This window comes from Chryseobacterium joostei (assembly GCF_003815775.1).
Lineage (GTDB): Bacteria > Bacteroidota > Bacteroidia > Flavobacteriales > Weeksellaceae > Chryseobacterium > Chryseobacterium joostei.
In genome coordinates this window covers 2155941-2177016 of record NZ_CP033926.1, presented here as the reverse complement: position 1 = coordinate 2177016, position 21076 = coordinate 2155941, and the positions used below count along the sequence as shown (strand labels likewise).

At 35.4% G+C, this 21076-nt stretch carries 23 protein-coding genes; 15 read left to right on the top strand and 8 right to left on the bottom strand.

What is annotated here, in order from left to right; translation table 11 throughout:
* The first annotated feature begins 37 nt into the window (after nt 1-37).
* On the top strand, nt 38-1024 hold the full coding sequence (locus EG359_RS09955; protein ID WP_084180335.1) for a LuxE/PaaK family acyltransferase: 987 nt from the start codon (nt 38-40) through the stop codon (nt 1022-1024).
* 91 nt (nt 1025-1115) lie between these two features.
* On the top strand, nt 1116-1661 hold the full coding sequence (locus EG359_RS09950; RefSeq protein ID WP_076352702.1) for a hypothetical protein: 546 nt from the start codon (nt 1116-1118) through the stop codon (nt 1659-1661).
* A gap of 64 nt (nt 1662-1725) precedes the next feature.
* Here the strand turns inward: EG359_RS09950 and aqpZ are convergent, their stop codons facing one another.
* On the bottom strand, nt 1726-2445 hold the full coding sequence (gene aqpZ / locus EG359_RS09945; RefSeq protein WP_076352769.1) for an aquaporin Z: 720 nt from the start codon (nt 2443-2445) through the stop codon (nt 1726-1728).
* Nucleotides 2446-2665: 220 nt separating this feature from the next.
* On the opposite strand from aqpZ, the gene EG359_RS09940 reads away from it, so the two are divergent.
* From EG359_RS09940 to EG359_RS09885, 12 genes are all read left to right on the top strand, one after another.
* Nucleotides 2666-3286, top strand: a complete 621-nt coding sequence (locus tag EG359_RS09940; RefSeq protein WP_076352701.1) for a DUF5715 family protein — start codon at nt 2666-2668, stop codon at nt 3284-3286.
* Between the two features lie 63 nt (nt 3287-3349).
* A complete protein-coding gene (locus EG359_RS09935) occupies nt 3350-4120 on the top strand; it encodes a hypothetical protein (RefSeq protein ID WP_228434954.1) in 771 nt (256 codons plus the stop codon).
* Nucleotides 4121-4136: 16 nt separating this feature from the next.
* Nucleotides 4137-4760, top strand: a complete 624-nt coding sequence (locus tag EG359_RS09930; RefSeq protein ID WP_076352699.1) for a hypothetical protein — start codon at nt 4137-4139, stop codon at nt 4758-4760.
* Nucleotides 4761-4777: 17 nt separating this feature from the next.
* Nucleotides 4778-5542: a sensor histidine kinase gene (locus tag EG359_RS09925; protein ID WP_228434952.1), complete on the top strand. Its 765-nt coding sequence runs from the start codon at nt 4778-4780 to the stop codon at nt 5540-5542.
* Nucleotides 5511-6188, top strand: coding sequence for a response regulator transcription factor (locus EG359_RS09920; RefSeq protein ID WP_076352697.1), 678 nt, complete (start codon nt 5511-5513; stop codon nt 6186-6188). The genes EG359_RS09925 and EG359_RS09920 overlap by 32 nt, the downstream gene beginning before the upstream one ends.
* A 154-nt stretch (nt 6189-6342) precedes the next feature.
* Nucleotides 6343-7689 carry a phospholipase effector Tle1 domain-containing protein gene (locus tag EG359_RS09915; protein WP_076352696.1) on the top strand — a complete coding sequence of 449 codons (1347 nt, stop codon included), beginning with the start codon at nt 6343-6345 and terminating at the stop codon, nt 7687-7689.
* A gap of 186 nt (nt 7690-7875) precedes the next feature.
* The gene (locus EG359_RS09910) at nt 7876-9807 is read left to right on the top strand and encodes an ABC-F family ATP-binding cassette domain-containing protein (protein ID WP_076352695.1); all 1932 of its coding nucleotides are present in this window, start codon (nt 7876-7878) and stop codon (nt 9805-9807) included.
* 144 nt (nt 9808-9951) lie between these two features.
* Nucleotides 9952-10308: a hypothetical protein gene (locus tag EG359_RS09905; RefSeq protein WP_076352694.1), complete on the top strand. Its 357-nt coding sequence runs from the start codon at nt 9952-9954 to the stop codon at nt 10306-10308.
* Nucleotides 10309-10573: 265 nt separating this feature from the next.
* The gene (locus EG359_RS09900) at nt 10574-12958 is read left to right on the top strand and encodes a TonB-dependent receptor (protein WP_076352693.1); all 2385 of its coding nucleotides are present in this window, start codon (nt 10574-10576) and stop codon (nt 12956-12958) included.
* A gap of 26 nt (nt 12959-12984) precedes the next feature.
* The gene (locus tag EG359_RS09895) at nt 12985-13539 is read left to right on the top strand and encodes a hypothetical protein (RefSeq protein WP_076352692.1); all 555 of its coding nucleotides are present in this window, start codon (nt 12985-12987) and stop codon (nt 13537-13539) included.
* Nucleotides 13540-13714: 175 nt separating this feature from the next.
* Nucleotides 13715-15049, top strand: coding sequence for a trigger factor (locus EG359_RS09890; protein ID WP_076352691.1), 1335 nt, complete (start codon nt 13715-13717; stop codon nt 15047-15049).
* A gap of 201 nt (nt 15050-15250) precedes the next feature.
* Nucleotides 15251-15937 carry a hypothetical protein gene (locus EG359_RS09885; RefSeq protein WP_076352690.1) on the top strand — a complete coding sequence of 229 codons (687 nt, stop codon included), beginning with the start codon at nt 15251-15253 and terminating at the stop codon, nt 15935-15937.
* Nucleotides 15938-16010: 73 nt separating this feature from the next.
* Here the strand turns inward: EG359_RS09885 and EG359_RS09880 are convergent, their stop codons facing one another.
* A complete protein-coding gene (locus EG359_RS09880) occupies nt 16011-16595 on the bottom strand; it encodes a DUF3109 family protein (RefSeq protein WP_076352689.1) in 585 nt (194 codons plus the stop codon).
* Between the two features lie 6 nt (nt 16596-16601).
* Nucleotides 16602-17507: a DUF6427 family protein gene (locus EG359_RS09875; protein ID WP_076352688.1), complete on the bottom strand. Its 906-nt coding sequence runs from the start codon at nt 17505-17507 to the stop codon at nt 16602-16604.
* Between the two features lie 42 nt (nt 17508-17549).
* On the opposite strand from EG359_RS09875, the gene EG359_RS09870 reads away from it, so the two are divergent.
* The gene (locus EG359_RS09870; protein WP_076352687.1) at nt 17550-17783 is read left to right on the top strand and encodes a DUF6341 family protein; all 234 of its coding nucleotides are present in this window, start codon (nt 17550-17552) and stop codon (nt 17781-17783) included.
* An 83-nt stretch (nt 17784-17866) separates the two neighbouring features.
* On the opposite strand, the gene EG359_RS09865 is transcribed toward EG359_RS09870, so the two are convergent.
* From EG359_RS09865 to EG359_RS09845, 5 genes are all read right to left on the bottom strand, one after another.
* Nucleotides 17867-18304 carry a universal stress protein gene (locus tag EG359_RS09865; protein ID WP_076352686.1) on the bottom strand — a complete coding sequence of 146 codons (438 nt, stop codon included), beginning with the start codon at nt 18302-18304 and terminating at the stop codon, nt 17867-17869.
* Between the two features lie 59 nt (nt 18305-18363).
* A complete protein-coding gene (locus EG359_RS09860; RefSeq protein ID WP_076352685.1) occupies nt 18364-18969 on the bottom strand; it encodes a fumarylacetoacetate hydrolase family protein in 606 nt (201 codons plus the stop codon).
* 79 nt (nt 18970-19048) lie between these two features.
* Nucleotides 19049-19450 (bottom strand): putative signal transducing protein, encoded by a 402-nt coding sequence (locus EG359_RS09855; RefSeq protein WP_076352684.1) that lies wholly within the window; start codon nt 19448-19450, stop codon nt 19049-19051.
* Between the two features lie 2 nt (nt 19451-19452).
* On the bottom strand, nt 19453-20217 hold the full coding sequence (locus EG359_RS09850) for a 3'-5' exonuclease (RefSeq protein ID WP_076352683.1): 765 nt from the start codon (nt 20215-20217) through the stop codon (nt 19453-19455).
* A gap of 82 nt (nt 20218-20299) precedes the next feature.
* Nucleotides 20300-21013 carry a CDP-alcohol phosphatidyltransferase family protein gene (locus EG359_RS09845; protein WP_076352682.1) on the bottom strand — a complete coding sequence of 238 codons (714 nt, stop codon included), beginning with the start codon at nt 21011-21013 and terminating at the stop codon, nt 20300-20302.
* Nucleotides 21014-21076: the final 63 nt, after the last annotated feature.

The following is a 21076-nucleotide window of genomic DNA, read 5'->3' as shown; positions in this document are numbered from 1 at the left end:
AATAGCTTTTTTCAAGGCTGTAGAAGAGTTAAAAATTATGGAACTGAAAAGCATATTCAGCATACAAACAGCACAGGATTTCCTAAATGCATCATTGAAAACATTTCGTTATCAGTATGAAAATATTGAAATATACAGGAAATTTGTTGACTATTTAAACATCAATCCGGATGAGGTTAAAAGCCTTGATAAGATCCCTTTTTTACCCATTGAAATGTTTAAAAATCATCAGATTCTGGATAAAAATGTAACTGCTGATCTATTTTTTCAAAGTTCCGGGACTACGCAAATGAATTTATCAAAACATTTCATTGCCAATCCCGAATTATATGAGGAAAGCATTTACAAAAGTTTTGAACAGTTCATCGGAAAGCCCGAGGAGTTTATCTTCCTTGGTCTGCTTCCAAGTTATCTGGAGAAACAGAACTCATCACTCATCTATATGGTGGATTATCTGATGAAAAAATCAGACAAGCCTGAAAACGGCTATTTTCTTTATAATCATTCTGATCTTTTTGATCTCTTAAGCCAATTAAAGGATAAAAAAGTAATTCTTTTCGGTGTTTCCTTTGCACTGCTAGACTTTTTGGATACATTAGAATCTCTTGATCTGTCAATTTCTGAATCTCTTAATCTAACGGTTATTGAAACAGGCGGAATGAAAGGAAGAAAAGAAGAAATGACAAAGGATGAACTTCTGAATATTTTGCAGAGTGGATTTAATACAGATAAAATATATTCGGAATATTCTATGACGGAATTATTGTCTCAGGCTTATTCCTTAGGAAATAATGAATACAGTTGTCCTAACTGGATGAGAATTATGGTTAGAAATGCAGAAGACCCTTTTTCCTACGAACAAGAAGGAAGAACAGGAGCCATTAATATCATTGATCTTGCCAATACCCATTCCTGCTCCTTTATTGCCACTCAGGATTTAGGAAAAATAACAGGAGATAAGTTTCAGGTATTGGGCAGAATAGATCATTCCGATATCCGTGGCTGCAGCTTGCTGGTAAGCTAATTGGGATATATTATTTATAGAAAAATCTGTAAGATATCTCAGTTTATAGACTGATACAAAGCATCTTGAATCTCTTATCTTTAAACCCATCATGATCAAAATAGAAGAACTTGTTCACGCTTACATCCATTCTCACTGTGACTTTGAGAAAGAACTGGTTTTGACAAATTATTTTCAGGCAGATTGGGAAGCAGATATACTCATTGTAGATGCCGGGGGAATGAGCCATGAAATAGAGATCAAGTTTTCAAAAAGTGACTTTAAGAATGATTTCAAAAAGTCATATTTAAATAAAGATACAGGGGAGAAATTTCTGAAACACGACAAGATTTCCTGTGGAGACTATGCTTGTAATGCATTCAGTTTTCTATTGCCAATGGGAATGGTAGATGCCAATCTTATTCCTGAACATTGTGGAATAATTGAATTTTACCATAATGCAGACACTTGGGAAACGGAGTTTTATCTTATCCGCGAGCCTAAAAAACTTCATGAAGATTCTTACTGGAAGCTAAATGACAAAGACCTTTTCATTAGAAAAATGGCTTTGAATTTACTTCAGCGTAAAATGGAAATTAAAGGTAAGCATGAAGAACTTATTTTTAAAAATCCTTTTGATATTAAAAAGATAAAATGAAAAAAACCTGCCAGCTGACAGGTTTTTATTTTTAAATAAATTTATTTTAATTTTTAAGCATATTCTAATCTGCTACTACTTCCGTAGAATCTCTCTGTAGCAAGAACTTGTAGATTAATCCACCTACAATTCCTCCCAAGATTGGAGCTACCCAGAACAACCAAAGTTGCGACATGGCAAGTCCTCCTGTGAAAACAGCCTGAGAAAGAGATCTTGCAGGGTTTACAGAAGTATTGGTAATTGGAATGGAGATAAGGTGAATTAAAGTAAGCGCAAGACCAATTGCGATCCCTGCAAACTTACCATTAGCCCATTTATCCGTTGCTCCCATAATTACGATAAGGAAAAACGCTGTTAATAAGAATTCTGCCAGGAACGCTGCTCCCATGCTGAATGCTTTTCCGTTATAAACAGCTTCTCCATAGAAGTTTGTGGCAAACGCACCGGGTTTAGAGAAATCTACTACTCCGGCTCCGTTTAGGATAGTGTATAGGCAACCTGCTGCAACAATAGCTCCTAAACATTGTGCTACAATGTAAGGAATAAGATCTTTTGCAGAAAATCTTCCACCTGCTAAAAGTCCAAAGGAAACAGCCGGATTAAAATGCCCTCCGGAAATATGGCCAACAGCATAAGCCATCGTAAGAACCGTAAGACCAAAGGCAAGTGCAACTCCTAAAAGTCCAATACCAATATCGGGAACGCCGGCTGCGAAAACAGCACTTCCGCAACCTCCGAAAACAAGCCAAAATGTGCCGAAAAATTCAGCAAAAAGTTTTTTTATCATGTTGTTTATTTTATAAATGTATCTCAAATGTAGAATTTATATCTTAAAATAAAAAGTTAAAACTGAAAAAATATTTCAAAAATATGGGAACAAAAATTATAAATTCAATAATTTGGTTTAAAGTTTGTTTGGGATTTATTTAAATACTATTAGAGTCATAGTTGAAAGACATAACATAAACGTTTTATCTTTCGTTAGTAATTTAAAGTGGTGGTTAATGAGAAAGTTTCTTTGTGTGGTCTTCGTACCTTTTATTTATAGTTTACATTATTCGCAGGCGGCAAAAAAAGCTCTGCCCTGCTATGATCTTACGACTGTTTTGAAGGTAGAACCTACTGCGCTTTACAAACCCCATCTTGATGCTTCGAAGAGCTTTGGTATTCAATTACTCAAAGATTCTAAAACCTTGCAGAAGTACATTAACAAAGGGAAATTTCATAAAATAAAGAAATCGGGGAAAGGATATAACGTTCAAAAGCTTGATTATAGTAAAGGATATATGGTTTCCAAGGCGAAAACTACGCTGGAGAATATGGGGGCTAAATTCAGCAAGGCAACAAAGGGTGGAACATTTACTGTTTCATCCATTACTAGAACTCTGGAGGACCAATGCAGACTAAGAAAAGTGAATTCCAATGCCTCACTAGGGATAAGTTCTCATAATTATGGCAACTCTTTCGATATTTCTTATATAAGGTTCAATAATATTCTCAAGTATAATCCTAAGATGGAAGTGGCACTGGAGAAAGTTTTAAAGCATTATGCGGATGCCGGTAGAATTTATTACATTAAAGAAAAGCAACAAAGCTGTTATCATATTACGGTGAAAAATTATTAGTTAAATTCCTACTTGCATAGCATGTTTAGTTTGTATAATTTTATAGAACTAAAAACCATGCTTATGACAACATTAAACATTGTAGATTTCATGCTTTCTGTAGACAGCTGCAGAACTGCTACGGATGAGTGGAACAAGTGCTGTTCTAATTTTCTTGGAATAAAGGATTTAATTCCTGCAAATTATGTTTTTAATATCTCTGAAGGTCATCTTAATTGGATGAGAAATTACAAGAACTATCCTGAATTTTGTGCATCAATAGGTATTTATGAAAGGAAACTGATTTTGATTCTTTACCCCATGAATGATGATGGGAAAAGAATTGAGGAAAAAGAATATCCATGCAGTTTTCTTACTGAACTGACCCATGATTTGAAACTTCAGGAGGTTCAGGAATATACGATTGTTAAAAATACAATTCTTTCCAAAGGTTTTGAAAAAATAGAGAAAAACTCAGATATGGCGTTCCCTGTATCAAATAAGCCTATTCTTGAGCAAGATAAAGCGGTAGAAGCCATTGAAAACTGGAGAGACTCCGGAATGGACTGGATTTACAAAGAATGTAAAGAGTCTGAGGGAGAGGGAATCTTTCGGAAATTCTATGTCCCTACAGCAGATTTGTGTCTTTCCGATGAAGGTTTGTCAAAAATCACATGTTCTTTTGGTCTTAAGTACAATGATATTTATGGGAAAATGTTAACCACTCTTATCTTTATATCTTTCCATGAAAGCCTTCAAAATTCAGAACGTGTACAAATGACTACCAATACATACGATTGGGCAAAACCATGTCCGCCTATTTGCCGTATACCGGATGTAGGTTGCGAATTTTAAAATAATATAGAAAGGAATGGCAGATCTTTATAAGACGATTTTATTCCTCAACTACGGATTGCTTCTGGCTGTAATACTGTTGGGAGCAGCTAAATACCGCATATTAAACCATAAAGAAAGGCAGTATTTTCATTGCATTGCTTTTCTTTTTTTTATTGAGTTGCTGAATCTTGTATTGCCTTATATCTTTAGCCTCAATGATACTTCATTTCTTTATCCGTTTTATATTGCCGGAGAGTTTTTTTTATTGACGAGTTTATTCATAAGAAAACTGGATTGGCCAAAATATCTTCTCACTCTAGTAGGAGCATTGGCTGCCGGGTTTATGATCTCAAAATATGGTTTTGATTATCCTGTCAACGCAGATATTGCAAAGGTGGTTTCAAATATCATTATTATTTGTCTTTCCGGATTTACCCTGATCAGTGAAATTAAAATAGGATCTGCCCAAAACCGTTTCCTTTTTGTGGATGCCAGTATATTTTTCTACTATTCAGTATCTGTATTTATTTTCATTGTTCAGCATCAGATTGCTAATCTTTCAGAAAGTGATTATTATATGCTTTTTAGTGCCAATAATATCCTTTCCAGTATTTTGTACTGCTCACTTTTATATACTTTCATCAAATTAAAGAAGTAACCTTAAATATAAACCTGTTGATCCTTATAATTGTTACCATAGCAATTATAGTATCCTTTATTATGTTGGCTTACAGAGCCTTTATCAGCAGGATTATTAAAGAAAAAAATACCCAGCATGAAGCTGAAGTTCTTCATCAGAAAAAACTAATACTGGAGAATATCAAAGCTCAGGAAGAAGAAAGAAAAAGAATTGCAGTCATGATTCACGATGATATTGGAAACAGGCTTAATATTCTTTCCTTATGGCTGAATAATCTTGATACCCATGGTGATGAGGTGATTAAAAAAAATATTTACGGTCAGATGTCTTCCCTGATTGATGCTGCCAGAAGTATTTCCCACTCACTATATCCTGTTAATCTTGAATCCGTTGGGCTGGTTTTATATGCAGAAGAACTGATTGCCAATCTTTCGCATAAAATTAATATTTCCCTGCAGGTGATGCCGGGATATAAAAAGAAGGATCTTTTTGTAGAAGTACAGTTGTATAGGATTATTCAGGAATTCACCACCAATGTTATCAAGCATTCTGATGCTACAGACCTGTGGATTTACATAAAAGATTATCCACAAAATATGACTGTCGTGATTTCAGATAATGGGCAGGGATTTGAATATGAAGAGGTAAAAAAAGGAATGGGAATCAAGAATATTGAATCCAGAATCCAGTCTATGAATGCCGTTCACAAATGGAAAAAAACTTTTTTAAATAAAGGAAGTCGTTTAATTGTAAAAATTCCAAAATATCATGAGTTCCCAAATCAAAATAGCACTGATTGATGATGAACAGCTGATCCTTGAAGGGGTGAAAATGCTGCTATCTAATGAAAAAAACATATCCGTTTGTCTTACTGCCGATAATGGTCCCGATTTTATAGAAGATCTGGAAAAACTTTCACCATCAGAATTTCCTGATATTGCACTTGTAGATGTCCAGATGAAACCCATGAACGGATTTGAGCTGGTGGAAATTCTCAAGGATAAATATCCGGATCTTAAAATCATTATCCTTTCTTCACACTACAAAACCTCCATTCTGGGGTATATGGTGAAGCTGGGAGTTTCAGCTTTCCTTCCCAAAAACTCAAATAAGAAAACGTTTATAGATGCCATAACAATGGTGGATAAAAACGGAGTTTTCTTTACTGCTGAAGATCATCAGATGCTGTTTACCTACATGAATAGTACAGCCAAGAAAAATTCACTTTTTGAAACAGAAGATGAACTGTCTGAAAGAGAAAAAGATGTTGTAAAACTAATTTGTCAGGAATTTACCAATAATGAAATAGGCGAAAAACTCTTTATAAGCCCAAGAACTGTGGAAAGCCACAGGCAACGGATCCTTGAAAAGATTGGTGCCAAAAACACAGTGGGAATCGTAATCTACGCCATTGTGAATAACATATACTCACTTGAAAAAATATAACCCCATTCCGTAGAAATACGGAATTTTTTATTTGGTACTTTTCACTCTAGCTTAACCAATCTTTCTTCCGTTATTTTGAAATGTCTCTTTTGGGGATTTTAAGCAAAAAAACATAAATGTACAGACAGGATCTGTATTAAAAATTATTAAAATAATGAATGGCAGTAGAGTGATTTCCGTCGGAATTTTTTTTGACGGTACAGGAAACAACGGAGTAAATGCTCTTTCATCAGATAAACCGCTGAACAATAATGAAAGCTATCATGGCGCATTTACCAATATCTATAAATTATACAGATCATTTAACGGATATGAGAAAATATATATTGAGGGAATAGGAACCGTAACAGGAAAAGAAGATAGCAATTTTGCAATGGCAACATGTGCTAACCCACCTTATGGAAACGGATATTCTTCTGATGATAAGCTTCAGAAAGCCCATGATTTTGTAGAGAAGATAATCAAAGAAGTTGGCTGCGAATACCACTTTTACTTATACGGATTCGGTAGAGGAGGGATGCTGGCAAGAACTTTTTGCAATCAATTCCTATCCCATTATTTCAATGGGAATATTAAGATAAAATTCATGGGAATTTTTGATGCTGTGGAATCTAAGCCGTTCAATACCTACGATCTGAGTCTTTCTCATCGGGTAGAAAATGCACTTCACATCTGCGCTGTTAATGAATGTAGGTTTTTCTTCCCATTGACAGGTTTTTTTGGGGACTCAAGAGCTATGCAAGATCAGAAGATAGAGGGATATTCATCAGTTTGGAAAGAAATTTTTGTTCCCGGAGCACATGCAGACATTGGTGGAGGGTATTTGGAAGGGCCTCAATCGGTATATATTTCTACGGATTTTTTAAATATTGATCATCTGAAGGTGTATGTTGAAGACATCAGAAATACAAAAACAGATGCAGGAGGTAACAAAATATGGAATGCTTTACTTTCAGATTATGGAATTGAGGAGGGAACTATTTTGTCACAGGCTTATGTTTGCAGAGATAAAGTATACAATGAGCTTTCAAAAGTATATGGAAAGCTTATGCTTGAAGAGACCAATAGAATATCATCTGTGTTTAATCTGGACATGTATTTTGAAGTAGATTATAACAGACATCCCTTACTTGAAAGTTTTTATACAGAATTGAAAACCTACATGAAAGATCTTTCAATAGATAAGAAACCCATATACAACTATCATGGATTGGCTGATTATACTCACATTTCAGCAAACTTTGGACTGTATAGCAATAGTCAGTTGGGAAGATCAGAATATGAAATTAACGTTGAGTTGCTCAACAACGGATTGAACGTTTCAAGCAATACCACAGTAGATCCGGACAGCCAGACACGGCTTTCTGTTGAACTTCATCTCCCCGAAGACAACTTTGTAGCAGATTTTCTATACGGAACCAGTGTTCCCAATAATGATATATGGACCCGTTCCATTGTAAAGGCGCCGGCCATAAGAATATTAAACGAAATTAACCACTAGCATTAGTACTTCTCAGTTTTAAATTTAGGTTATTGGGGACATCAGGTTAAGATGTCCCTTTTGTTTTTAGGAAGACTATAAAGACGTATTAAAGCCCTCGATTTTTTATTTCTGGGCTATTCATTTCTTTTTCCGTATTTTTGCGCTCGAAAATTCATTATTCATTATTAACCATTAATTTAAAAAATGCTTTCGGTTCAAGGTTTAGGATTACACCATTCAGGAAATTATTTATTTCAAAATGTAAATTTCACCATTAAAAAGGATGATAAGGTAGGTCTCGTAGGAAAAAATGGTGCGGGAAAATCCACTTTATTGAAAATGCTGTCCAAAGAAATCAATTTCTTCGAAGGAGAAGTTGTAACCGAAGGAAGTGTTACAATTGGTTTTCTGAAGCAAGATCTTGATTTTGTAAAAGGAAGAACCGTTTGGGCTGAAACAATGCAGGCTTTTGAGCAAATTAATGCTTGGAAAAATGAGCTGGAGGAAGTCAATCATCAAATGACTGTAAGAACCGACTATGAAAGTGATTCTTATACGGATTTGATTAATAAAATGACCGAACTGAATGATCTTTTGATGAACCACGATGCCTACAATCTTGAAGGCGATATGGAAAAAGTATTGTTTGGTCTTGGATTTAAGGCTGATGATTTCCAAAAAATTACCGATGAATTTTCAGGAGGATGGAGAATGAGAATCGAATTGGCAAAATTACTTCTTCAAAAGAATGATATTATGCTTCTCGATGAGCCTACCAACCACTTGGATATGGAATCCATCATCTGGCTAGAGAACTTCTTGAAAGACTATCCCGGAGCAATTGTTCTCGTAAGTCACGATAAGCAGTTCATGACAGCGGTTTGTAACAGAACGTTTGATATCAACAATAAAAAAGTTGACGATTACAAGGCCAACTATACAAAATATCTTGTCATGCGAGAAGATCGCCGTGAAAAACTGATTCAGGCTAAAAAGAATCAGGATGCGGAGATTAAACAGATGGAAGATAACATCAATAAATTCCGTGCAAGTGCTACAAAGGCATCTTTCGCTCAATCATTGATTAAAAAACTAGACAAAATTGAACGTATTGAAGTTGATAACGAGGACGTTTCAAAATTCAATATCCGTTTCGTACAATCTATGGTTCCCGGAAAAATTATTTTCGAAGCAGAACATTTAGGAAAAGCTTACGGGAAAAAACAAATTTTTGATGATGTAGATTTCATCGTTCAAAGAGGAGACAGGATTGCTCTTTTAGGGCAAAACGGACAAGGGAAAACGACGCTTGCTAAGATTTTGGCAGGTGATATTCAGGATTATTCAGGTTCTTGGAACCTTGGCCATAATGTAAACATCGGTTACTTTGCTCAAAATCAGGAAGAGGTTTTAACACCTAACAAAACTGTTTTAGAAGAAGCTGAAGATGCTGCTACAGAAGAAACAAGACCTAGAGTAAGAGATTTATTAGGATCTTTCCTATTCCAGGGAGATGCCGTTTCCAAGAAGACAAAAGTACTTTCCGGAGGAGAAAGAAACCGTTTAGCTCTTTGTAAACTATTGCTTCGTCCTTTCAATACGTTGATTATGGATGAGCCTACCAACCACTTGGATATCCAATCTAAGGAGATTATTAAGTTGGCTTTACAGAATTTTGAGGGGACATTGATCGTAATCTCTCACGACAGAGAATTCCTGCAGGGACTTTGTGATAAGATCTATGAATTCCGTGATGGAAAGATGAAAGAATTCCTGGGTGACATTAACGAGTATCTTGAATACAGACAAAAGGAAACAATCAGAGAGATTTCTGCAGAAAAAGCTAAACTTCATCAGGAAGAAGTAAAGGTAGAAACTAAAAAGGTTGAAGAGAAACCAGTTGTTAGTAACAGCCAGGCATCTGCTATTGTAAGTAAGGAACAGAAGAACATTCAAAATAAAATCAAGAAAGTAGAAGAAAAAATTTCTGAACTTGAAACGAAAATCGAAGAAATGGAAGCTTCCTTTACCAAGGAAAATCCTTCTGATGAAACTTTAGAAAAGTATAATACTGCTAAAGATGAGTTGGATGCAGCTTTGCAGGAGTGGGAATACCTGGGAACTCAGCTTGATTAAACTAAAATATAAATGCTTCATAATTTTTATGGAGCATTTTTTTGTAACAATGGATAAGTTGTTTCGACGTATTATCTGTAAATCATAAAAGTAATTTAATAGAAGTTTAGTCTGAAAATTAAATTATTTTCCTAATTTTGAAAAATGATTTTTAAAGAAAGCAGAAACTTAAAGAGTTTTATCTCCAGACTATTGTTTGGAGTGTACTTCCTCGCGCTGCTTTCTCAAAGCTTTCACCACCATGATTCTGTAGACTATTTTAAGGCTTTTAATCTTAAAAAGGTTGAGAATTCAATGACGAAAGCTATTGCTAAAGAGAAAGCTGGCGACTGTCTGGCCTGCCACTTTTTGGTTACCGGACATACATTGGCTCCTGAAGAATTCAGCTTTACCTTTGAGCATTATACGCACGAAGTAAAGCAAATTATTGCCATTCAGGAAAAAATTTGGTCTCAGACCAAATTCACTTTTCAGCTTCGGGGACCGCCCGCAGTTGCATAATCAATCAATTCTTATTGGGTTTATCGCTCTGAACTTTAGAGTTCAAAGTATGATGTTCTAGGCTTAAATTTTAATGTTTTAAGTCGTTGAAAGATAGCTGGTAGTTTATAATTTGAAATTATAATTGTAAAAAAATACCCTATTGCTAGCTTCAGCCGTTAATACATTTTACAATCTACATTGTACAATGAAATAAACCCATCCAATAAATTTTAACGAAAAAATGTACCCTCATTAAAAAGGGTGCGCAATCAATCTATTTACAATGAAATTGATATATTGCCTGCTACTGATCTTTTGTGGATCAGTATTCACGAGTGCACAACAAACTTACACCGTACAAGGAACCGTTCAGGATTTTCATGATAAAACCATGCTGGAAAATGCAGTGGTGAAAATCGGAAACCTTACAGTGAAAACAGATAAAAAAGGGAAATTCTCCTTTGACAAGATTCCTGCAGGGAAGTATACACTCATTGCCAAACATCCTGATTGCAATGATTATACTGAAAATATAGGAGTTGATCAGGATCTTCATATTACCATTACTTTAGAACACCATACAGGTGATATAGAAACCATTACTTTACACGGAAGTCATAAAAACAAAGGTTCCGTAGTAATGAAAACATTGGATAAAGCCGAGCTTGAAAGGAATTCTACAGAGAATCTTGGGAATATCCTTTCCAAAATTTCGGGAGTTGCAGTGTTGAAGACAGGGAATAATATTACAAAACCTGTCATTCATGGTCTTTATGGAAGCCGTATTTCTATTATGAATAATGGAGTGAAGCTGGCGGAGCAGGAATGGGGTGCAGAGCATGCTCCCAACGTAGATGTCAATGACTTTGAACACATAGATGTTATCAAAGGGGCATCCGCATTGAAATATGGGAATGATGGAGTAGCGGGAGTTGTACTTCTGGAGCCTGCAATACCACCAAAGAAAGATACTTTGATGGGGAATGTAAAGCTTTCCGGGATTTCCAACGGAAGAGGAGGTGAGCTTTCAGCGAATGTGCTTAAATCCTGGGAGAATGAATGGTTTGTAAAAGCAGGCGGAAGCTACAAAAAGCTTGGCGATATTTATATTCCACATCATACTCTTCAGAATACCGGAGCCGAGGTGAATTCATTCAATTTTTCTTTTGGAAAGCATGGTTTTATGCAGGGGTTTGATGTTTCCTATAGCGGAATCAATCAGGACTTTGGGATTTATAAAGGAGCACACCTTGGAAACAGTTATGATATCTACAGGGCTATGAACTTCGGACAACCTTATTTTCTGGATGATTTCAGCTATGATATAGGATATCCGAAGCAGAATGTAGAGCATCATATTGCCAAGATTTCTGCCTATAAACGCTTTGCTGATTTTGGGAAAATTACTTTCCAATACAGCTTTCAGTTGAACAGACGTAAGGAATATGATATCAGAAAAGGAGATCTGAAAGACACTCCTTCTATGGATTTGAGGCTGATTACGCATTCAGCAAGCCTTACCCACCTTATTGAACGTTCAAAATGGAGTCTGGAAAGCGGAATTTCAGCTGGTTTTCAGGATAATTACCCTAATCCGACAACGGAGGTTAGACGTCTGATTCCGGATTATTACCGCTATGATGCAGGAGCCTTTTCTATCTTTAAATATACTTTCTCTCCAAAACTGAATGCAGAAGCTGGAGTGAGATATGATTTTAGCAGATATGATTCTTACAAATATTATGATGCCAAGGAGTGGAATGAAAAATATGCAAATGTTTTTCCTCAGTTTTATATAAAGCAAAGTGGAAGCAGAGTGCTTTCTCGTCCTATTTTTGATTATCATAATTTTTCAGCAAATATTGGTTTGAACTATAAACCTTCCAAAGACTTTGATGTTAAATTTAATTTTTCAAGAATGAGCAGAACCCCGAATCCGGCAGAACTATTTGCTGACGGACTTCACCATTCTGCAGCTATTATTGAAAAAGGAGATTTAAGAATCAAAAAGGAAGAAATTTATAATGCGAACCTTTCTCTGACGGGGCGTTTCGATGTTTTGAAGGGTCTACAGGTGGAAGCTAATCCGTATGTTATATTTTCTGATAGCTTCATCAATCAAATGCCGACAGAGATCCAGAATACAAGCAGAGGAACCTTTGCTGTCTGGGCTTATCAGCAGGTGAAAGCCAGAATGTATGGGATAGATGCGGATGCACAGCTTACAATTTCAGATAACCTAAAATGGACAACAAGTTTCAGCGCATTAAGAGGAGATGATTTAACAAAAAATGAACCTCTTATCCTAATGATGCCTATGAACCTTAGAAATTCATTGGAATTCAATCTGAATAAACCATCTCACTTCTACATCAGACTGGAAAATGAAAATGTGTTCAAGCAGAATCGTTTCCCGATCAGAGATCAGCCTGTACAGCTTATTGAGGATGGAGAACTGGTAACCAAAATAATAGATTACAGTACTCCGCCTGCCTCGTTTTCAATATTTCACGCATCAATAGGTGCAGATCTATTCAAAAACATGAATCTGAATTTCAGAATCAATAATATTTTTAACAAAGAGTACAAGGAATATCTCAACAGATTGAGGTATTATATGCCGGAACCGGGAAGAAATTTTGTGGTTACTCTTAAATACAATTTCTAACAATTAATATTAAAAATTAAATTAAAATGAAAAAATTATTCAACATATCACTTTTATTATTCGCAGCTGTATTATTATTCTCATGTCGTAGCGGAAACGATGACATCCCAGAAGATATTCATGAGCATGAAGAAATTGGAAAAGTTGTGGTAACCCTTACCAATAAGGCCAATGGGGAAAAACAGACCGTGAATGTTATAGATGGCCAAACAGTGGATCATCTTCACCTTAACCAGGGAGCAACATATGCTGTAGACGTTGATTTCCAAATTAAACACGATGATCATTATCACAGTGCTGAGGAAATTATAGAGGAAAAAGATATGCACTTTGTTGTTTATAAGTTCTCTGGAGCAGATATAAAAGTAAAAAGAGCTGCTGATGACATTGTAAGAACTGATGGTAAAAAATTAGGACTTAAAACAGAATGGACTGTAGCTACTGCGGCGGCCGGTAAAGTAAATATCACACTGGTACATGGCCCTACTTCTGTAAATGATAATTCTCCATCTGCAGATAACCAATTAGGAAGCACTGTAGGAGGTGAAAGCGATGTGGATCTATTTATTGACTTTCATTAATTAAAAAGAAAACCTTTCGAAGAAAAGGACCTATATCTTTTCATATTAAATTTGGTAAACCACTGATTTTTTCAGTGGTTTTTTTATTTAACAATATTTGGCTGTATTAGTTGATTTTAAATGGGTATTTGTCATAAAAAATTCATATTTTTGCAACCTAAAATTTTAATCAATAATGAAGGTTACCGCACAAAACCATGATGATGTAAGTGCATTGCTTACAGTGACATTGGAAAAATCTGACTACAAAGAAAAAGTAGAGAAGCAGTTGATTAATTATGCTAAAAATGCGCAAGTTCCTGGATTCAGAAAAGGGAAAGTGCCTTTGAGTATGGTTAAAAAACAATATGAAGCAGGTATTGCATTTGAAGAAATCAATAGACAGGTTTCTGATGCTTTGAACAATTATGTTAACGAAAACAAGTTAAGATTAGTTGGTCAGCCAGTTCCTCAGCCAGTAAACGAGTTCGATTACAACGCTGATCAGTTAGAAGTTGCTTTCGAAGTAGGATATGAGCCTGCATTTACTATAGATTTAGCTAAATATGAAGCACCTCACTACAAAGTAGAAGCTTCTGAAAAAGAAATCACAAAGAGCATTGAAAACATGCAGAAGCGTTTCGCTGAGCAAGTTCCTCAAGATAAAATCACTAAAGATTCTTACATTGCTTTAGAAGTTTCTCAAGTAGTTGAAGAAGATGCTGAAGGAGAGCACCACCACCACCCAAAGAACGTTACTATTACAGCTGAGAACAAAGAGGCTTTCAAACTAGTAAAAGCTTTGAAAATGGATGGTTCTGTAAAAGTTACTAAGGAAACTCTTGCAGGTGATGAAGAATTAGCTAAAGAATTAGGATTCAGCAAAGAAGAAGTAGAGCACCTACACCACAATGAGGTAGAAGTAAAAGTAAAAGACTTCTATTCATTAAACTTAGCTGAGCTTAACCAAGACTTATTCGACAAAGTATACGGAGAAGGAAACATTAAGTCTGAAGACGAGCTTAAAGAAAAAGTAAAAACTGAATTAGACGAGTACTTCCAACAAAATGCTGACGTTCACTTCGTGAATAAAGTATTGGAGCAAGTAACTGAACAAGAAGAAGTAGCACTTCCTGAAGCTTTCCTTGTAAAATGGTTAATGTTCTCTAACCAGAACATCCAGTCTGAAGAGCAGGCTAAAGAAATCCTTGAAGCTGAGAAAAACCAATTGAGATACCAGATCATCGAAGGAAAATTGATGACTGATAACGAAATTAACCTTGACTATGCTGATGTATTGGCACAAGCTGAGCAGTTAGTAAAAAATCAATTGGCTATCTACGGAATCCACCACCTAGGTGAAGAGGAAATCCAAAAATATGCTGTTGAAATGTTGAAAGACCAAGAGCAGGTAAGACAAATCTCTTCTGAAGTAGCTATGGCTAAATTGAAGGATGTTATCCTTGAAAAATCTAGCAAAAAAGAAACTAAAATTTCTCACGACGAATTTTTAGAAGAACTTAAGAAATAATTATACACGATATAAATATTTGAAAACCGTCAATTTTTTGACGGTTTTTTATTTTAATTCAGAAAAGGCCCATCTCTCAATTTACTTCTCTTCATATTCCTTACCCATTCAGCCTTTTATTCATTGCTTATCATTCGTTTCTCATTATTTTAGGTATGTCATTCAATATTCCTATATTTACCCTTTAAACTTATTACATATATGAAAAAGATCATCATTCCATTTTTCTGTGCCGTACTTTTTTCTGTGCCGGCAGCAGCTCAGAAGAAAGATGCCGCTTCTGCTAAAACAGAGGCTGTAAACTCAAAACTAACGGCTAAAGATGTATTGGATAATTATTTCAAGGCGTTGGGTGGAAAAGATAAATTAGAAGCCGTAAAATCCATGATTACTGATAACACAATGACTGCTCAGGGAATGGAAATTACAATGACAACAAGAAAATTAGGAAATAAATTCAAGTCTGTACAGTCGCTTATGGGACAGCAGATGGTTCAGCTTTTTGACGGTGAAAAAGGATACTTTGACCAGATGGGAAAGAAAACAGATATTCCTGCAGAGAAGATTGCTGAATTGAAAAAAGGAAAACCGGTAGATGCATTGGCTTTTGAGGGGGCTAGCTTTCAAAATGTAACTGTAGAAAAACTGGACGGTAAAGATTATAATTTACTTTCTTCAGATAAAGGAAAATTTTATTTTGATGCAGCTACAGGTCTTTTGTATAAAACATTGGCAGGAGAGGGAAATATAACTGTAAAAAGCTATATGACGGTAGACGGATTAAAGTTTCCTGCTGAAGTAGATGCTGAGGGAGGTGGACAAAAAGTAAACATCAAGACTACCAAAATTGTTATCAATTCTGGTGTTACAGATGCGGATTTTAAATAGAAAATCTAATACATTATAAATACAAAAGCCGGAAATATTCCGGCTTTTGTATTTATCAAAGGTTTATAACTCTTTACGAACCATATTCTTTCTTCCATTCCTCAGCTGCTCCGCTTAGAACAGTGTAGAATTCCTCACCATACTTTCTTATCAATGGGGTCTTTAGGAACTTGTAAACGGGCACCTGAAGTTCTTTTCCAAGAGTACAGGCATCGCTGCATACATTCCATTCATGATAATTTAAAGCTGTAAATGCAGAGTATTCTGTAACCCTGATAGGGTATAGGTGACATGAAATAGGTTTCTGCCAGTCTACAGCACCATCTTCATAGGCTTTTTCAATACCGCATTTAGTAATTCCTTTTTCATCAAAAGTTACATAGGCACATTCGCGATTCTCCACCATAGGAGTAACATACATTCCGTCGTGTGGATCAGTAGTCCATGTTCCCTGTTCTTCAAGGGCTTTTACCCCTTCCTGGGTAAGATAGGGCTTTATTTTATCAAAAATACCGTCCAGTATTTCAAGCTCATTTTTATCCAAGGGAGCTCCTACATCTCCCTCCACACAACATGCACCCTTACACTTGGTAAGGTTGCAAACAAATTCTTCGGAAAAGATTTCCTCAGAAATCAATTTATCGTCTATCTGAATCATAATTTTTTAAAATAAATCAAAAACTGTACCTGCTTTAAAGGCAAATAAGCTTATAATAATAAGCCAAAGGCAAGTCTCCTGCATCCAGTATTTCGGTAAAAATCTCATCATTCTGCTTAGGATGATACTGGATGGAAATGCTAAAAGAAGTAAATATTCGTAGCTTTTATTCATATACAGAATAATGGTGATAAGCTGGGCTGCAGAAAAAACCAGCAGAAAAGTATATTTATATCTGCTTATCGGGCTTTTCTTGTTATAGTTTTTAAAATGGTCATATACTGCATAAATCAGCATTATAACTACAGGGATCAGGGGTATAAGTTCAGTATAATCAGTTACGGGCTTCATTTTTCCAAATGGAAAATAATCTATATCCCATGAAGTAAACTGAACGAAATACATGACAGAAAAATAACTGAATATAATCAGAATAATTCCCAAAAGAAACCTGAAAAGGTTTAATCCTATTTTGGCAGAAGTTGCAATCACGTGGATAATTACAAAAAGGGCCAAGGGCCAGGTTGTGGGAAGAAAAATAAAATTCAGGGCAATAATGGCTCCTACCAATACATAAGATTTTTTCCTTACATCTTCATCCGCACTTGTAAGAAGAAGGATTAGAAAGGAATTGGTAAGCAATGAAACAGCTATTCCTATATCCAGATTCCCCGGATATAACCCGAAAATAAAAATGGTATATAGAAATAAGGGTAGATGTGTCTGATAATTAAGAGCAATACTATGAAAACAAAAATATCCTAAAGCAATTCCCAGAAAAGTAATTCCGGCAACAATTGCTTCATAGGTATTGAAATTCAGTATGTTAAATATTATTACTACTAAAAGAAGAAAACCAATATAAACAGGAATTGAAAAAATATTGCTTTCTTTTGAAAGTAATTTAAACATTTTTTATAAATTTGTACAAAGTTAATTTAAAAAAGGAAAATAATGACGTCTTTCTTTCTATTCTTAAGCAAAGTTTTCAAATGGACTTTCGGTTTCTTTGATGCTTTTGGAAATGTTTTAAACTGGATTCTATTTATAGTTTGCTGTGTACTGTTTACTTATTGGTGCTATGTGCTGGTAGTTACACTAGGAGGCGATAAAGACAAAGACTATTATTCTCCAACGGAAGGTAAGAATCCTTACTACGATCCAAAAATCTACAAAAAAGAAGGTTAATTAATTGGTTATATAGTAAAAAACCGATCAAATAATTTATTTGATCGGTTTTTTTATTACTAACGATTAAAAATTTCTTTTACTTAGTCGTGGATGGGAAGTACCAGAACAGGGATGTTTGAACTTTTAGTAAGCCCTTTCGTTAAGCTTCCTACAAATACATCGTAAATTCCACTTCTTCCATGAGATCCCATTACGATATAATCAGCACTTTTTGCCTTGGCATATTCCAGAATAATGTCTTTAGCCAGTCCTTGTTTTAAAAGATGCTCGCAATCAATATCATGCGCGATGATTCTTTGTTCAATTTTGTTAAGCTGTACCAGCTCTTCCCTGATTTCATTCGCTTCCACTTCCGGGAAATACTGAAACCCCATATCACCAATGGCAAAGCCAATATCTGAAGGTGCTACGTGGATAAGATAAATTTTACCATTAAGTTGTTTTGCAAATTTTATGGCACCATCTACCAATTGGTCAGTTTTGTCCCCAAAATCTACGGGTAATACAATGTTTATCATAACCTTTCATTTTGTTACCTAAAGATATGAAAAATTTACCAAACTATATGTTAATTAACTTATAATATTCGGATATCAAGGATTTTTTCGTCTTCAAGATAAGCCTCAAGAATATCATTTTCCTCTACTTTTCCAACTCCTTTTGGGGTTCCTGTATAAATAAGGTCACCCACTCTTAATGTAAAGTACTGAGAAGCAAAAGCAATGATATCATCAAAATGAAAAAGCATATCCTTTGTGTTTCCATCCTGAACCTTCTCTTTATTTTTTAAAAGGGAAAAGGGTAGGCTTTCCAGATTATAGTTTTCTTTCTTAAAGAAGCTTCCTACCACAGCAGAACCATCAAAGCCCTTAGCAAGCTCCCAGGGAAGTCCCTTAGACTTCAGGTTACTTTGAAGATCTCTGGCCGTAAAATCAATTCCCAGGCTGATTTCCTCGTAATGTTTATGAGCGGTTTCCTTTTGAATATATTTTCCTCCTTTTGAAACTTTCAAAACTACTTCCAGTTCATAGTGGATGTCATTTGAAAATTCAGGAATATAAAAATCACTTCCCTTTAAAACCGCAGTATCCGGTTTCATAAAAATAACAGGGTTCTCCGGAATTTCGTTTCCTAATTCTTTAGCGTGTTCGCTGTAGTTTCTTCCTATGCAGATGATCTTCATAATTCTTTATTTATTTTCAGATTGCATCATAGCGAGGAGCGAAGCAATCTTCTTATTAATGTAAATATTTATTTTATACTTATTCGTGAGTAAATTCGTTCCCGCAGTAATAACATACAAACTTATGGCTTGTCAGAAATGAAATCCCAAAGAAACTGGTTGCCTTGTCGTCTCTGTAAATATGATTGGAGCCACATTTTGGACATACAAAGTCAAAATCAGGGTTTTCAATAGTGTGTTCTACCTCCAACGAATATTGTTCATTGTCTTTATAGTCCTGAAGAACCTGAGTTGCTTTTTCCCTATCTTCTTCAAACACCTGAAGCTGGATTCCGCCCACAGCCTGTGATAGCAGCCAGTCTGATTGGATAAGCTGTTCATTGGCTATAAAACTGTTAATGCCGTTTTCAGCCAATATTTGTTTATCCCTATTGGCTTCAAGGGCGGTTTCATAAAACTTAAAACGAATCAGATCAGACATGATTAAAATTTACTTGACAGTTGAATTTTTGTAAATACTTTCTTGGTGTATAAAGGGAAGTCAGCGTTCTGAAGCCATCCGTAATATCCAAGATCCTTTTGGAAAACAGCTTTTACCCCTTGTCCTTTATACTTTCCGAAGTTGAAAACTTCCTCCATTTTTTCATTGTAACCAATAAATCCGGCAAGGTCTGCATTCTTGTTATGGAATGTAAATTCGCTTAACGGAGCAATTTCATTCGGAATATCATCGTATTTTCCTACCTGAGCATCTAAAACCTCAAATGTAGCCATTACATCTGCTTCTGCAGAGTGTGCATTTTCAAGGGTTTTTCCACAATAAAACTGATAAGCTGCTCCAAGGTTTCTAGGTTCCTTTTTATGGAAGATCGTTTGTGCATCTACCAGTTTGAATTTACTAAGATCAAAATCCATTCCTACTCTTAATAACTCTTCAGCCAAAAGCGGAACATCAAATCTGTTGGAGTTGAAACCTCCAAGGTCAGTGCCGGCAATCATTTCCATCACTTTAGAAGCAATATCTCTAAATGTAGGAGCATCTTTTACATCCTCATCATAAATTCCGTGGATTTCACTGCTTTCTTTTGGAATAAGCATTTCCGGATTAACACGCCATGTTTTGCTTTCTCTGGATGCATCAGGGTTTACCTTTAGGATACAGATTTCAACGATTCTGTCTTTTCCGATGTTGGTTCCTGTAGTTTCCAGGTCAAAAATACAAAGTGGCTTATGGAGTTTTAAGTTCATGTTGATAATTAATAATTTGAAAATGTGTTAATTTTAAAAGGAGGTATACATTTGTTTTGTATCCTCATATATGTTTTAACTTTTATTTTAGCTGCCCTTGAAAAACAAGGGATACCAATATATAATAGATGACAAGCATTGGAATTCCTACAACTTGGAAGAAGGCCAGAATTGCAACTCCTCCCACCAGTAATATTATTTTTGGATAATTATCTTTTAGTTGCTTGGATTTGAATTTCATCGCCATCATCTTTATTGGACTGATCAGAAGCCATGAAGTAAGAAGTGTTAGTAAAATCAACAGCAATTCATTATCAAACAAAAAGCTGAAATTTCCTGTTTCTTTAAAGGCGTAATATAATCCGAACAATAATACGGTATTGGTAGGGGTATTCAATCCTTTGAAATAATATCTCTGTTCCTCGTCAAGGTTGAAAATGGCAAGTCTTAGACAAGAGAAAGTAGTTACCAATAATCCTATATATTTGATCTCAAATGGAAAATGGAACCCAAGAAGCTCAGTTCCAAATGGTTCAAGTGCTTTATACATGGTAAGTCCCGGGATCAATCCAAAGCTTACCATATCCGCAAGGGAATCAAGCTGAAGCCCTAGATTGGAGTTTGACTTTACGGCTCTGGCTACAAATCCGTCAAAGAAATCAAAGATAGAGGAGAGGATAAGGCATATTGCCGTTGTTTGATAGTCTCCTAAAATAAGATGTATTGCACCCACACAGCCTGCAAATAAATTAGCCAGGGTCAAGGCATTGGCCAGATTATTTTTTATAAAATCCATAACCACAAAATTACAGTTTTTAAAAATTCTAACTCAAAATAATCTGCACTAAAAAATGCAATA